The sequence below is a fragment of the Vibrio sp. 1167 genome (genome assembly GCF_033340375.1).
In the GTDB taxonomy this organism is placed as follows: domain Bacteria; phylum Pseudomonadota; class Gammaproteobacteria; order Enterobacterales; family Vibrionaceae; genus Vibrio; species Vibrio alginolyticus.
Genome location: NZ_JAWOWK010000004.1, coordinates 258,056 through 272,131, shown reverse-complemented (window position 1 = coordinate 272,131; position 14,076 = coordinate 258,056). Strand labels below are relative to the sequence as shown.

Genomic DNA, 14,076 nt, shown 5'->3' with positions numbered 1-14,076 from the left:
CATCTGGACTTCAATATGCGTGAACTCGATACCCCAGCATCTGACAGCTACAATCAACGCTTTGGCGGCACTCGTCGTCTTTATGGCAACAGTGAAGTGGACATTCTTCGCGCTGCACACGTTTGTGTTATTGGTGTTGGTGGCGTGGGTTCATGGGCGGTCGAAGCGCTGGCCCGTAGTGGGATCGGTGAGTTGACTCTGATTGATATGGATGATGTTTGTGTCACGAATATTAACCGCCAAATTCATGCGATGACGGGCACCGTTGGCCAAAGCAAAATTGAAGTTATGGCCGAGCGTGTCAAATTGATCAACCCAGAGTGTAAAGTCAATCTGATTGATGATTTCATCACGCCAGACAATCAACATGAGTACTTAAGCAAAGAGTTTGATTACGTGCTAGATGCGATTGACAGCGTAAAAGCGAAGGCGTCTTTGTTGGCGTATTGCCGCAGCAACAAGATCAAAGTGATCACCACGGGGGGCGCTGGTGGTCAGGTTGACCCAACGCAGATCATGGTCGCTGACTTAACGAAAACGATCCAAGATCCTCTAGCGAAGAAAATCAAAGACACCTTGCGTCGTCATCATAACTTCCCTAAGAATCCGGCTCGTAAGTTTGGTATTGATTGCGTGTTTTCAACCGAGCAGCTGAAGTACCCTCAAGCAGACGGTTCAGTGTGTGGTGTGAAGTCGACAGCGGAAGGTCCAAAACGTATGGATTGCGCTAGCGGTTTTGGTGCGGCGACTGTCGTAACTGCAACGTTTGGCTTTGTCGCGGTATCGCGAATCGTTGAGAAGTTGATTTCAAAATATAAGCAGTAAACTAGAAGAAGAGCGCATCATGACAGATTTTCCCGTTTCTCCATTTGGTACAGATATCACCAGCGAAGACATTGTAGCGACTATGCAGCAATTTAAAGGCTGGGAAGATCGTTACCGTCAGGTTATTCAGTGGGGTAAAAAGCTGCCAAAAATGCCAGAAGAGCTGAAATCAGAACAAGTTACCGTTTCGGGTTGTGAAAGCTTGGTGTGGTTAGTGAGCAAAGAGCAAGATGGCGTTTGGCATTTTTGTGCGGACTCCGATGCGCGTATCGTCCGTGGATTGATTGCCTTGGTAATGGCAGCTTATGACGGTAAAACGGCCGATCAAATTCAAGCGTTTGATATTGATGCTTATTTTGATCAACTGGGGCTTGTCTCCCATTTAAGCCCGTCACGTGGTAATGGCTTGAAAGCTATTGTAGAGCAGATTAAGCAAACCGCCGTGTAACGAGTCATTTTCCCAATTCTTAAAAAACGCCGAATAACCTAGCTGTTTGGCGTTTTTTGTTTCTGAGTTGAGACATTTTTTGCATATGGATAAAAAGTATGCAAATAGTCGACTATTTTAGTGTTAATTAACCTTTCTATTGATCCTGGTTCATTATATTGCCCACTTGGTTTTTATAAACTCAATTGTATTTAAAATTTGTCTATATTAGATAGTAGACATATGCCTCATTCGCTCCTGTTCCCCAATGCTGACACGCATTTGGAGGCGATTGGGATATTTAGGTACAAACGCTAGGAACCTCCCTATATGCAATTCACCTTGGAACATGCGCAAGACGTGTTATCCGGAATGCCAGACCCCACTTTTATTCTGAGTGAAGATGGTATCTATATTGATGTTTTTGGAGGAACAGATAAAAAAGCCTATCACGATGGAAGCAATTTGATAGGTAAGACACTTCACAGCGTACTTGAAAAAGATAAAGCCGACTGGTTTATCGAGCAGATCAGTCGATCACTGAAACAAGACAGTATTGTGACGATCGAGTACAAGATGTGCGCCGACAGCATTCAGGGAATAGATGCTAACAGTGGGCCAAGAGGCGACCTATACTACGAAGGCAAGATCTGCCCACTCGCTATAAAATACCGAGGTCGTCGCGTTGTCCTTATTCTTACACGCAACATCTCCAATCGCCACCGAGTTGAAACCCTTCTTCGCCATCAAAGCCAAATTGATGCTCTTACCAACATCTACAATCGACGTGTCTTTTTCGAAAAGCTCACAGAAGAGGTCATTAAAGCTCAAGAGCCGAACTATCACTCCGCGTTGTTATTGTTTGATTTGGACTTTTTTAAAGTCATCAATGATAAACGTGGTCATGATGCGGGGGATTATGTCTTAGAGACCTTAGCTGATTTGGTTTCTCACTTACTCGTCAAAGACGAAATTTTTGCAAGAGTCGGAGGGGAGGAGTTTGCGATTATTTTGCCAGAAACTTCTCTGTCGGCGGCGAAAGAGGTAGGAGAGGAAGTACGTTCCCACATTCAAAATTGTCAGTTCGAATTTGAAAAGATTGAAATTCCGGTCACGGTGAGTGTAGGCGTGGTGGAAATAGGCAGAAATGAAACCACCAAACGTTTGTATGCGCATGCAGATAAAGCGCTTTATGCTGCGAAAAGAAATGGCAGAAATTGCGTGGCGACTCTGGATAGGCAGATGGAGTAACCTTGTTGGTTACTCCAAATCAAACCGTTGGCGTTATAGCATGTCGACGGCTTTTTCTACGGCGGCGATGAGTCTTTCCACATCGTTCGTCGTGTTATAAATACCAAAAGAGACGCGTACCGTGCCTTTCACATTTAGCGCATCCATCAATGGGTGAGCGCAGTGGTGTCCTGCTCGTACCGCAATGCCTTGTTGATCGAGCAGCGTCGCAATATCTTGGTGATGAACGCCGTCCATGACGAACGTCAGTACAGAGGCATTCGGTTGATAGCCTAGAATATGGATGTCATCCAAAGCGCTTAGTGCTTGGTAGGCCTTATCCTGAAGCACATGGAGATGATCCTCTACTTCGTGATGGTTAAAACCTTGGTACCACTCAATGGCTTTCGCTAGAGCAATCGCGCCCGCAACGTTTGGTGTGCCCGCTTCAAATTTACCAGGAAGTGCAGAAAACGTCGTTTTCTCGAAAGAAACACGTTCAACCATTTTACCGCCGCCGTGCCATGGTGGCATGGCTTCCAAAAGTTTAAGCTTGCCGTATAAAACCCCAATGCCTGCTGGTGCATAAAGTTTGTGACCTGAGAAAACGTAGAAATCGATATCTGATGTCGATAAATCAAGTTGCTCATGTACGATGCCTTGCGCGCCATCAACTACAACAACCGCGCCAACGTTGTGCGCCAGTTCAGTGATTTTTTCGATAGGTTGGCGTGTGCCTGTTACGTTGGTTATTTGTGCGCAAGCAACAATTTTACAGCGGTCAGACAGAAGCGCCTCAAATGCACTGATGTCGAACTGGCAATCTGATGTCATCGGAACTTTAATGACTTTAGCACCCGTTTGCTCTGCCACGATTTGCCAGGGCACGATGTTGGCGTGGTGCTCCATCTCGCTAATCAAGATCTCATCACCTGGTTGTAACGTGCTACGGGCGTAGGTTTGAGCAATTAAGTTCAGTGCTTCGGTTGCGCCCCGTGTCCAAATGATCTCTTTAGAGCTGTTTGCACCAATAAAGCTTGCCACTCGTTCTCGTGCCGCTTCAAATTGGCTGGTGGCATTAGCCGTTAAACTATGGCTGCCACGGTGAACATTGGCATTTTGCGCACTGTAGTAATGACTGATGACATTAATCACACATTGCGGTTTTTGCGTTGTCGCTGCGCTATCTAGATACACTAAGGGCGTATCGTTGACGGATTGGTTTAGAGCAGGAAATTGCTCGCGTACAGCATTTACGTCAAACATTATTCTTCACCAAGCTTGTGGTAGTGCAGAGTAGGCAGAGGGATCATTGGTTCAGCAACTGACCATGCGTGTTTTTTACCTGAGAGTTGAATGATTACTTCCATCGCGAACTCTAAAGCTGTACCCGGACCTTGACTAGTGATCAGGTTGTGGTTGATATCAAAGGTCACGCGTTTGCTGCGCCACTTCTCTTCCGGGATATGTGACTGAAAGCTCGGGTGACAGGTCATCAGTGATTGTGGGAAAAGATCATGGTGTTGCAATACCAACGCCGGTGATGCGCAGATAGCAGCAACCAATTTTCCCTCGTAGATGTGCTGCTTAAGGATTTCTATCATCACCGTACTATCACGGAAAATTTCTGCACCACCAACACCACCAGACAGTGCTATGGCATCAAACTCATCATCAGCGATATCGACTAGCTTACAATCTGCCGTTAATGTGACTCCGCGAGAAGCTTTCATCGTCAATGATCCATCAAAAGCAGCACTCGCTACCGTAACGTCATAACCCGCGCGAACCATCATGTCGATAACGGTGACGGCTTCCATTTCTTCGGTGCCTGGAGCGATTGGCACTAAGATTTTCTTACTCATTGTTCTGTCCAGCTTTGTTCTATTTGTTTGATGCGTTGGTAAAGTTTTAAATTCTCAGGCGTATTGATACGATGTTTCTCGGCAGCCTTTAACAAGTATCCGGTTATAAAATCAATTTCCGTTCGACGTTGATGGAATACGTCTTGCCTCATTGAAGAATAGTTCTCAGCTGTGGCGTTCACCACTTGCATTACCGTATCGAAAAGAGAGCGAAACTCGATAGCAATACCTTCTTTACTCATTACTTCAACCAGTTCTTGAGTGATGCTTTCGAGTTGTATCTTAAACTCGGGCTGCGCAAGCTCACCATTCTTACACTGGTGAATCGCAGTCAGTGGGTTAATCGCGCAGTTAATTGCTAACTTAGTCCATAACGCAGATTGGATGTGTGGATTCCAAATGACCTCTGGAAGAGCATGATGCATAACATCTTGCAGAAAAGCGCACTGCATTCCTTTGTCATTATAACCACCCACTTGCGTTGTTCCGTGACCGGTATGCAGTACGTGTTGGTTATCTGGTTTGTATGCGCCGTGCGTCGTTGTGGCGAGCACGATAGGATTGTTTGGCAGAGCCTTCTCCACGGCAGAGGCGGTACCCATACCATTGTGCATCAGCATGATAATCGTGTATGCGTTGATATGAGGCAGTAAAGGCTGAATGGCGTCTTCCATTTGCCAAGCTTTTACCGTGATCAAAATGAGATCTGCTTTATTTACGTAGGAAATATCTTGATTACTGAATACGATTGCGGGTGTGTCATCCAACTGAAGTGATTGTTGGCTTTCAGAACTTCTTCCCCACAATGAAACATTGTGCCCGGCAAGCTTAAATTTTGTTGCCCAGAGTGAGCCCACCGCACCTGGACCGAGGATAAGGATATTCACCAAACGCTCTCATTAAAAAGGTTTGCTGCAAGGATAATGAGGGAAAAAAGGAAAGCAAATAAAAATGGCGCCGAAAGGCGCCATTTTTGAGCAAACTTAGTGGTTCAATTAGAACTTGTAAGTTACAGCAAGGTAGTGGCCAAAGCCAGTTGACTTGAACCCATCAGTATCTTTGATACCGTACACGTCTTTGTAACCTTTTAGACCGTAACCCACTGCGAAGCGGTCTGAGTGCCAGTAGATACCGTTGAACATTGCACCACCGTTTGACGCGGTTGAACCAAACTTGTTACCAGCATCATCATCCATACCGAATTGGTAATCGATGTAGCCTTGGTAAGAGATGAATGAACCGTTCTCGAAGAAGTAGAATGGTTTGAACCAGTTAGTCGAGATTTGGAAACCGTTCCAATCCTTTTTGTTGCCGTCGTAAGTGCCGTATAGGTTAACACCAACTTTACCAAACCAAGGAACCATTACGTCAGAACCTAGACCGATTTTTTGAGAGTTAACACCAGAGTTACCACCCCACTCGATTAGAGTTGCAACGTATAGCTCTTGAACTGGACCGAAAGATAGGTCTTTACCAGTTACCGCATCTAGAGACATACGTGGAGCGAATTTCATAAAGATCTTCTCTGCGCCAGCTTTGTCGCTACCTGGATCAGAAGTTAGGTTGAATACATCAACGTAGCCGTAAAGGTCGAAGATACCAGAGCGGCCGCCGAATTCCATTTCTAGGTAGTCGTGTGAAGATTCACCTGGAAGTTCGTCAAATGCACCCATTAGGTTAAATTGCATCCACTTGTAATCGTTTTTGTGAATATCGCCGTCAGAGTAATCTGCCGCCATAACTGGAGCTGAAGTAGCCGCTAGAAGGCTAAGAGCTAAAAGTGATTTACGCATAAGGGGACTCTCTATGTTTGTAATGATTCAGAACACGCAATCTGTGCTGCGCTTTCCAATTGGCGGGAATAATAGCGATAAAAATCCCAAATGAAAGTGATAAAGGGTGCAAAATGAAACGTTTTTGGTGAGTTGCATCACGAAATTATCTTTATTTACGGAACTTTTTGTTTGTTGCATTTTATTGCAATAAATGTGTGATTTGGATCGTTTGCGTGAGCGATTTTATGACTTTTTAAGCCAGTCGATTAACCAACATAAATCGTTAGTGATCGGAGTGATAAGGGAGTCGTATGTATCCGTGAATCAAAGAGGACGTTTGAATGAAAGAAGTCATGTTATTCCCACTCACTTCAGTTGTACTCCCTGAAGGTAAAATGAATCTGCGCATTTTTGAGCCACGATATAAGCGAATGGTAAAGGAATGCAGCCTACAAAATGTGGGTTTTGGAGTTTGCCTAGTAGGAAGTGAAGGTGACCCTAAAGACGTGGGTAACGTTTCATCTATCGGAACTTTGGTCAGGATTGTTGATTTTGAAACACTCAGTGATGGTCTTCTTGGTATTACAGTCGCTGGTGAGAAACGCTTTGTTGTCAAACGAGTTCGTGCAGATGCGGACGGCTTACGCCATGCAGAGGTCGAATGGTTAGACAATTGGCAACATCCAGACAACTCACCAGATTTCTTCTATTTAAGCCAGCAGTTATCCCATGTTTATGAAGAGTTTCCTCAACTTGGAAACCTCTACCAGCATCGTTTTTACGATGACTCAGCTTGGGTGACCCAGCGCTGGCTTGAATTACTTCCTTTAGACTGCAATCTGTTCGAACAGCTCGTTGGCGCAGAGAACTGCATTCCTGCGTTGCAATTTCTGACAGAAGCCATAGAAGCCCCGACTAACAAAGAGGCAAGGATATGAAAGGATTTGGCAGAGCTGCGCTAACTATGGTGGCGGCATTAGGACTGGCGGCGTGTGGCTCCGACAGTGACACTATCGAGTATTCCAATTTACAAGCAGTGCACGCGTCTTCTGATGCGCCGCTTGCAAATGTGTGGATCAACGATAAACCATCATTAACGAATGTTGATTATGGTGTGGGATCTGGCTACGTTAAATTGCGAGAGGGGATGAATTCGATTCAGGTCGATGTTCAGCTCCCAGGTAATGAAACCGCGACCGTAATACCTAAAACAGAACTAGATCTTGATTCCGACCTCAATTATAACGTGTTCGTTGTTGGCGATGCCGATGGTTCGCCAAACCCAGTTGAGCCTTTAGTTGTGACTCGCAGCGCCGATTCAATGGCTGATGCCAATAGTCTAGATGTTCAAGTTGTTCATGCAGCTTCACGCGTTCCTGCTGTTGATCTTTATGTCACTGAGCCAGGTGTTGCTCTTGCTAGCGCGACTCCAATAACTAACCTTGCTTACAAAGCTTCTACCGACGTATTGAACATCCCAGCTGGTGAGTATCAAGTTCGACTTGCCGTAGGAGACAGCGTTGCTTTTGACTCCGGCACAGTACCTCTTGCGGCTAATTCCAACTTGACGATTGCCGCTATCGGCACAGGAGATTCGAATAGCACGTCACCTGTCAAACTCTTGGTGTTGGACGGTTCGGGCTCTTCTATAATTGAAGATATGGGCAGCCAAGCTGAAGTAAGAGTCGGACACCTTGTCGATGGAGCGCCAGTCGTCGATGTTAACGTTAACGGGGCGGCCTTCGCTCCTCTTGCCGACTTAGCGTTCAAAGAGATTCGTGGTTATTTGGATCTTGCTGCTGGCGCTTACGATATTGACGTTTACGTGGATGGCACAACAACCAATCCGATCATAGATGTTGACGGGTTAATGGTTGCAGGTGGAATGGATTACAGTGTTTATGCAGTCGGTGTTGTTAGCCCAGCGATTGATATCGAAGCTCTGGTTGTTGAAGATATGAGACGCGCTGTGGCGACTAGCGCGACATTGAATGTGACACACGCTGCGGCTAATCCTATAGCGGAAATGGTGGATATTTACCTCACTACGAGTGCAGGAATAGATGGAAGTGATCCAACTATTGCTAATTTTGCGTATAAAAATAGCGTACAAGGATTATATGTCGCTGAAGGTACATATTATGTAACGGTAACAGTGGCTGGTAACCCAAGTATTGTTGCGGTTGACTCAGCACCAGTCAATGTAATGAACGGTGTTGTGTACCAAGTCGTTGCCATTGGTGATGGGAACAACGGTGGTTTCAACTTGTTGGTCGATGACGTGACCGATTAGGACGAATGGGAGGAGGAGACTCCTCCCACAAATTAAGGCCGATTATGATGAGTGATAGCCCGAAAAAACTGGGGCGCAGTGATTGGAACGATTACATGGATAAAGTGAAGGCTCGAGACAAAGATGCGTTCGCTTTTGTATTCCGTTTTTACGCACCCAAGCTGAAGCAATTCGCTTACAAACATGTTGGTAATGAGCAAGTTGCTATGGAGATGGTGCAAGAGACCATGGCGACAGTTTGGCAGAAAGCGCACCTCTATGATGGTGAAAAGAGCGCGTTATCGACTTGGATATATACCATAATCCGAAACCTTTGTTTTGATTTGCTGAGAAAACAGAAAGGTAAGGAATTACACATTCATTCTGATGACATTTGGCCGTCAGAGTATTATCCACCTGATCTTGTTGATCACTATTCACCAGAACAAGATATGTTGAAAGAACAGGTGGTTAAGTTTTTAGATATATTACCGAAAAACCAGAGAGATGTTTTACAAGCGGTATATCTTGAAGAGCTACCTCATCAACAGGTCGCGGAATTATTTGATATACCCCTCGGTACTGTAAAATCCAGGCTGAGGCTTGCAGTAGAAAAGCTAAGGCATTCAATGCATACGGAGCAACTATGAACAAACACCCAGATAACAGCTTGTTAGAAGCATACGCTTCGGGAAGCATTGATGCAGTTTCTGGTCTTGTGGTCGCAACCCATTTAGAAACATGCACCAAGTGCCGAGCTTATGTGAACCAAGTCGAAGCAAGTCAAGCGAACATCGTAAGTGACATACCTTCTGAGTATGTTTCTGAATTTGACGACATGTTTAATGACATCATCAATGCGGAGCCAGCGACTGATAATATCGTGATCCGCGACTCTGCTGCCGTTAATGTGGCAGGAAAAAGTTTCGCTCTTCCTAAAACTCTAGCGCGTTTCTCTGACCTCGTAGGGTCATGGAGAAGTTACGGAGGCAAGGTTTTCAGTGCTCAGATTGACCTAGGGGAAGACGCTCGTGTCAGCTTAATGTACATCGGGGAAGATGTGCAAATTCCTCAACATACGCACAAAGGCCTGGAGTCTACATTGATCCTACATGGTGGATTTAGTGACGAGGATGGCCAATATGAAGAAGGCGATTTGATGATTAGAGACGCATCAGTGAAGCACAGCCCTTACACTAAGGCCGGAGAAGACTGCTTGTGTTTAACCGTATTGACTGAGCCGATGATCTTTACTCAAGGCGTGGCACGTATATTTAATATGTTTGGTAAAGGGTTATACCCATAGACCTCTTATCTTATATCTCGCAAAACAAAAACCACCGAATTCGGTGGTTTTTTATATGTTTCGTTAATGTTTGTGACGTGCTTTTTCCAATAGAGCATCAAAGTAATGTCGTAGCGAGTACAACATAATCAAGCTTGGCACGACCATGACAGCGGTAAGCACGAAGAATGTGCTCCAATCATTAAGATAATCCACTAGCTCGCCACTGAAAGAAGCAAGAGTCGTCCGTCCGAAGTTTCCTAGAGAGGCAAGCAACGCATACTGAGTTGCCGAAAATGCTTGCCCGGTTAGAATCGTCAAAAATGAAACAAAAGCGACAGTTGAGAAAGCAGTCGTAAAGTTATCGACAATAATCGTGGCTAAGTACAAGTGCTCGTTTGGGCCTACCGAAGCAATCCAAGCAAACATCAAGTTACTGGCAGACATAGCAATACCGCCGATCATTAATCCACGTACAATACCAAACCTAACGTTGAACATGCTTCCGACAAAAGTAAAGAAGATGGTGGCTCCCCAACCGATCAGTTTGGAGTAATAGCCAATTTGTTCATTGCTAAAACCAATATCTTTATAGAACGCGATCGACATCCTGCCCAAAAACGCTTCGCCAATTTTAAATAGGAAAACGAACAGCAACAGAGTAATCGCGACACGGACGCCATTGCGATTAAAGAAATCAAGGAAAGGTTCTACAACAGTCACGGTAAACCAAGCTACGACTTTTGAACCAACCACTTCTTTGTGGCGTTGTTCAGCGGCAGACTGAAGTTGTTCGCGTTGAGTCTTCGGTTCACCGACTAAAATCGTAAAGACCATTAGAATGCCGACTATCACCGCCATCCCGTAGTACACACCATTCCAACCGACACTGTCAGCATTAACAAACGCTAAATAACCCGGTAGTGAATAACCTGTCCACCAGCCAATGACCGCCATTGCAGAAGCTTGAGGCAGTTTAGACTCTTCTGACTTTGGGAAAGTATCAATACGAAAAGCATCAATTGCGATGTCTTGTGTCGCTGAAGCCGTTGCAATGCACAAGGCGAGTAGTGACGCAAACACCAAGTTTTCCGCTGGATTAACGCCGGCAATAAATAGGGTAGCGACGAGTACGATACTTTGACAAAAGAAAATCCAGCTACGTCTTTGCCCCAGTAGTCTAAAGAGGACTGGCAGCTTCACGCGGTCAACCAGAGGTGCCCACAGAAAGTTGATCGCATAGACCGCAAAAACGCTACCAAAATAGCCAATTGCGGAGAGGGTCAAGCCGGCATCTTTTAGCCAACCTGACATGTTTGAACCGATAAGAACCCACGGAAAGCCGCTAGAGCAGCCCAGCATGAAAACCCACATGAGTCGTTTATCGAGGTAACTTTTTACCGTTTCCAACCAAGTGATGGAAGGTAATGAAGACATAAATCAATCCAATAAAATGAAGCCGTTGAAAGAGAAAGCCCTTCGATTATTCAAAGGGCTTATCGTTTTGGCTATTTAAGTAGTGTAGCTTTGGTGATGACGATTTGCGTCTCTGGTACATCACGCATTCGGCCTACTGTCGTGGTCGGCTGCTGAGCCATTTTCTGGATAACGTCGAACCCCTCAGTAACCTCACCAAATACAGCATAACCTGGTGGTCGAGCGCCATAGTTGAGAAAGTCATTGTCGACTAAGTTGACGAAAAACTGACGAGTTGCAGAGTTTGGTGCATTAGTTCGTGCCATGGCGATGGTAGTACGGTCATTGTTTAGGCCATTATTTCCTTCGTTTTTGATTGGCGCGTATGTTTTCACCATCTGCATATCTTGGTTAAAGCCGCCACCTTGTGCCATGAAGCCTGGGATAATACGATGAAAAATAGTACCTTCGTAGCTCCCATCTTCTACATATTTCAGAAAATTAGCGACAGTGATAGGTGCTTTCTCTTCGTTTAACTCAACCGTAAATGAACCAAGGGTCGTTTCAAACGCTACTTTTGGCCCAGCCCAAACGCTGCAGCTGAGTAATGCTAAAGACAGAATCGCTTTGCGTAACATTAGAAACGCTCCTGCATGTATTGACGAAGCTCAGGGTCATTGGCAATCTCTTTAAGCGTTAATGTCACCACATCATTCAATGTCTCTTCAATATCGGCATCAGAAGCACTCAATGTGCCAGATCGCTTTGCTGTACCTGTATAAGTTTTGACTAGCTTGCCCTCAGGTGTCTCTGCTGTGATTTCCAGCACAACTTTAGCGTCCATCTCATTTTCCATCACCGAATGCTTCACGTTGACCAACGCTTCTTGAACGCTCAATTCAATCGCGTTGTTGCTGTTTAGATCCGCATGGAAACCTTGAGATGAGAATTGCTTCTCTAATGCTTCTTCTAACGCAATACGTAAATTCTGTTTAGCATGAAGAGGAAGAATGTTCGAACGGCCGTTATCCACCAACGCCACGTATTGCGCTGCACGTACATCTTTGCTGGTCAAACTGTAAGTCTTGCCTTGAACAATTGGATTGGTGCTCAATGTGCTTTCTGGCATCAGGTTCAGCTGAGGTTGTTGAGGGGCTGAACACGCAGCAAGCAACGCAACCGAAGCCGCAAGTACCAATTTTCTCATTTTATTATTCCTTTTAACTATTTTGCTAAAGCTTATTTTGCGCTTAATTTAGCAGGATTTTTTGTAGCCTGTAAAATCACAAACTTATTGTTGGAAGCGATAAGTTTCACATTTTTATCGCCAAACAGACGTTTGAGTTTTGCGTCGTACCCGAGGTGACGATTTCCGATAACCAGTAAACGGCCATTTCCACTTAATACTTGTTTAGCATCGCAGAACATTTGCCAAGCAATATGATCGGTGATTGCCTGTTGTTGATGAAACGGTGGATTACACATAACCATAGAGCTGCTGCTGTGTTTAAAACCGTCCAAGCAATTGTTCGCTATGCACTGTATGTCTCTATTTTCACCAAGGTTGTCGCGTAGGTTCTGTTTTGCTGATTCAAGCGCCATAAAACTTTCATCAACACATGTTAGCCGAGCATTTGGATTCAACTGACCAAATTTAACAGACAGAACACCATTGCCGCAGCCGAGGTCGATGACATTGTCTATCGAAGGGTCTTGAGGCAGGTGCTGCAGCATAAAGCGTGCACCTAAATCTAAACTTTCTCCTGAATAGACATTTGGCATGTTCTTGAGTTCGATATCTTCGCCATCAACGCGCCAAGTCGTGAAAGGCATTACTTCAATCGGAGGCTCAACTGTTGCTTGAGAAAACACCAATCTGTGCTTTTTCCAGGCCAAAGATGTTTTTGTTTCGCCTAAGTATTTTTCAAACAGTTTTAGCGTCGAAGTATGAATGTCTTTCGCTTTATTGACTGCAATGACGGGGCAGGAAGCCGGTAGCGCCTTTCTTAATTGGCTTAGTATCCACACTAGATGGCGGTTACTTTTGGGCAGTTGCAGCAAGACGAGATCAATATTGGCAGGAACGAGGTCCATCGTGGTGGCAAACGCTACTTTATTGCACTGGTTTTGCTCGAGATTTTGCTGTGCACCTTTATGTGAGATGAATGAATCACTCATTAGCGTTACATGGTGTTTTTCCGAAAACCAGCAGGAGAGGGCACCAAAGCTGTCATTAATCACGAGGATGTTTTGATTGTCTGGCAAAGCAAGCTCTTCAACATGATTAATAAGATACTCATCACCGGCATCCCACGCTTGTAGCGTTTCGTTACTACGTTTTGGGAAACGATGAAGTGTTAAGCTTCGCTCGTGAAGGTTCAGTTCGGTTTTCATAGCTAAATGTAAGTTGATTTAGAAATTAAGTGTTATTGTCGCAAATGATGACGTGTCGAGATACAAAAAGCTGTCAAATTTTACGAGTTCAGTGATGGCTGCTCTCTAGGCATGTTCATGGAGTCGAGCGCCTTGAGACAATATGTCTACAAAGTGCGTCAATAATGAGAGTGACGTTTGAGTGATGCATGTCTGCTTTACTTAGGTATATACTTATGGAATTCGCATCAATGAGGAACGAATATGATCCAAGAAATCATAGAGAAGAAACTACACAGTGAGCTGCAACCCAGCTATCTCAAAGTCATTAATGAGAGCTACATGCATAATGTGCCACCAGGCTCAGAGAGTCATTTCAAAGTGATTGTTGTGAGTGATTCGTTCGCGGGACAGCGTTTGATTGGGCGCCATCGTCAAGTTCATCAAATTTTGGCAGATGAACTGGACAACCACATTCATGCATTAGCTATTCATACATACACTGATGAAGAGTGGAAGCGTGAACAAGATGGCGCCCCTGATAGCCCGATGTGTATGGGTGGTGGTCACTAAAAACGCAAGATATAAAGGTGCAGAGAAAGGTGGCT

The 14,076-nt window shown here is 44.9% G+C and carries 16 protein-coding genes; 8 read left to right on the top strand and 8 right to left on the bottom strand.

Going from position 1 to position 14,076, the window contains the following annotated elements; translation table 11 throughout:
- Positions 1-15 precede the first annotated feature (15 nt).
- The 3 genes from tcdA (at position 16) to R7Z78_RS10700 (ending at position 2,503) form a co-directional block, all read left to right on the top strand.
- A complete protein-coding gene (tcdA, locus tag R7Z78_RS10710) occupies positions 16-825 on the top strand; it encodes a tRNA cyclic N6-threonylcarbamoyladenosine(37) synthase TcdA (protein ID WP_031780958.1) in 810 nt (269 codons plus the stop codon).
- Between the two features lie 19 nt (positions 826-844).
- Positions 845-1,273: a cysteine desulfurase sulfur acceptor subunit CsdE gene (gene csdE, locus R7Z78_RS10705; protein WP_005385278.1), complete on the top strand. Its 429-nt coding sequence runs from the start codon at positions 845-847 to the stop codon at positions 1,271-1,273.
- A gap of 309 nt (positions 1,274-1,582) precedes the next feature.
- The gene (locus R7Z78_RS10700) at positions 1,583-2,503 is read left to right on the top strand and encodes a sensor domain-containing diguanylate cyclase (protein ID WP_104975544.1); all 921 of its coding nucleotides are present in this window, start codon (positions 1,583-1,585) and stop codon (positions 2,501-2,503) included.
- 33 nt (positions 2,504-2,536) lie between these two features.
- On the opposite strand, the gene csdA is transcribed toward R7Z78_RS10700, so the two are convergent.
- The 4 genes from csdA to R7Z78_RS10680 form a co-directional block, all read right to left on the bottom strand.
- A complete protein-coding gene (gene csdA, locus R7Z78_RS10695) occupies positions 2,537-3,748 on the bottom strand; it encodes a cysteine desulfurase CsdA (protein ID WP_005385281.1) in 1,212 nt (403 codons plus the stop codon).
- Complete coding sequence (locus tag R7Z78_RS10690) at positions 3,748-4,347, bottom strand: DJ-1 family glyoxalase III (protein ID WP_005385285.1); 600 nt, start codon at positions 4,345-4,347, stop codon at positions 3,748-3,750. The genes csdA and R7Z78_RS10690 overlap by 1 nt, the downstream gene beginning before the upstream one ends.
- The gene (panE, locus tag R7Z78_RS10685) at positions 4,344-5,234 is read right to left on the bottom strand and encodes a 2-dehydropantoate 2-reductase (RefSeq protein WP_104975543.1); all 891 of its coding nucleotides are present in this window, start codon (positions 5,232-5,234) and stop codon (positions 4,344-4,346) included. The genes R7Z78_RS10690 and panE overlap by 4 nt, the downstream gene beginning before the upstream one ends.
- 108 nt (positions 5,235-5,342) lie before the next feature.
- Entirely contained in the window at positions 5,343-6,140 is a 798-nt protein-coding gene (locus R7Z78_RS10680; protein WP_005385292.1) for an outer membrane protein OmpK, read from the bottom strand.
- A 323-nt stretch (positions 6,141-6,463) separates the two neighbouring features.
- On the opposite strand from R7Z78_RS10680, the gene R7Z78_RS10675 reads away from it, so the two are divergent.
- Genes R7Z78_RS10675 through R7Z78_RS10660 form a run of 4 tightly spaced genes read left to right on the top strand, consistent with a single transcriptional unit; the run spans position 6,464 to position 9,700 of the window.
- Positions 6,464-7,060, top strand: a complete 597-nt coding sequence (locus tag R7Z78_RS10675) for an LON peptidase substrate-binding domain-containing protein (RefSeq protein WP_005380253.1) — start codon at positions 6,464-6,466, stop codon at positions 7,058-7,060.
- Positions 7,057-8,415, top strand: a complete 1,359-nt coding sequence (locus R7Z78_RS10670) for a DUF4397 domain-containing protein (protein WP_104975542.1) — start codon at positions 7,057-7,059, stop codon at positions 8,413-8,415. Before R7Z78_RS10675 ends, R7Z78_RS10670 begins: the two co-directional genes overlap by 4 nt.
- Positions 8,416-8,459: 44 nt before the next feature.
- On the top strand, positions 8,460-9,044 hold the full coding sequence (locus R7Z78_RS10665; protein ID WP_005380255.1) for an RNA polymerase sigma factor: 585 nt from the start codon (positions 8,460-8,462) through the stop codon (positions 9,042-9,044).
- A complete protein-coding gene (locus R7Z78_RS10660; protein WP_005380256.1) occupies positions 9,041-9,700 on the top strand; it encodes a ChrR family anti-sigma-E factor in 660 nt (219 codons plus the stop codon). Before R7Z78_RS10665 ends, R7Z78_RS10660 begins: the two co-directional genes overlap by 4 nt.
- 63 nt (positions 9,701-9,763) lie before the next feature.
- On the opposite strand, the gene R7Z78_RS10655 is transcribed toward R7Z78_RS10660, so the two are convergent.
- From R7Z78_RS10655 to R7Z78_RS10640, 4 genes are all read right to left on the bottom strand, one after another.
- Positions 9,764-11,116, bottom strand: a complete 1,353-nt coding sequence (locus R7Z78_RS10655) for an AmpG family muropeptide MFS transporter (RefSeq protein WP_005380257.1) — start codon at positions 11,114-11,116, stop codon at positions 9,764-9,766.
- 71 nt (positions 11,117-11,187) lie between these two features.
- Positions 11,188-11,733: a peptidylprolyl isomerase gene (locus R7Z78_RS10650; protein WP_017636023.1), complete on the bottom strand. Its 546-nt coding sequence runs from the start codon at positions 11,731-11,733 to the stop codon at positions 11,188-11,190.
- On the bottom strand, positions 11,733-12,302 hold the full coding sequence (locus R7Z78_RS10645; protein WP_005380259.1) for a YajG family lipoprotein: 570 nt from the start codon (positions 12,300-12,302) through the stop codon (positions 11,733-11,735). The genes R7Z78_RS10650 and R7Z78_RS10645 overlap by 1 nt, the downstream gene beginning before the upstream one ends.
- A 32-nt stretch (positions 12,303-12,334) precedes the next feature.
- Positions 12,335-13,489, bottom strand: coding sequence for a methyltransferase (locus tag R7Z78_RS10640; protein ID WP_005391754.1), 1,155 nt, complete (start codon positions 13,487-13,489; stop codon positions 12,335-12,337).
- A 243-nt stretch (positions 13,490-13,732) separates the two neighbouring features.
- Between R7Z78_RS10640 and bolA the strand changes: the two genes are divergently transcribed.
- Positions 13,733-14,041 carry a transcriptional regulator BolA gene (gene bolA, locus R7Z78_RS10635; RefSeq protein WP_005380262.1) on the top strand — a complete coding sequence of 103 codons (309 nt, stop codon included), beginning with the start codon at positions 13,733-13,735 and terminating at the stop codon, positions 14,039-14,041.
- The last annotated feature ends 35 nt before the right edge of the window (positions 14,042-14,076 follow it).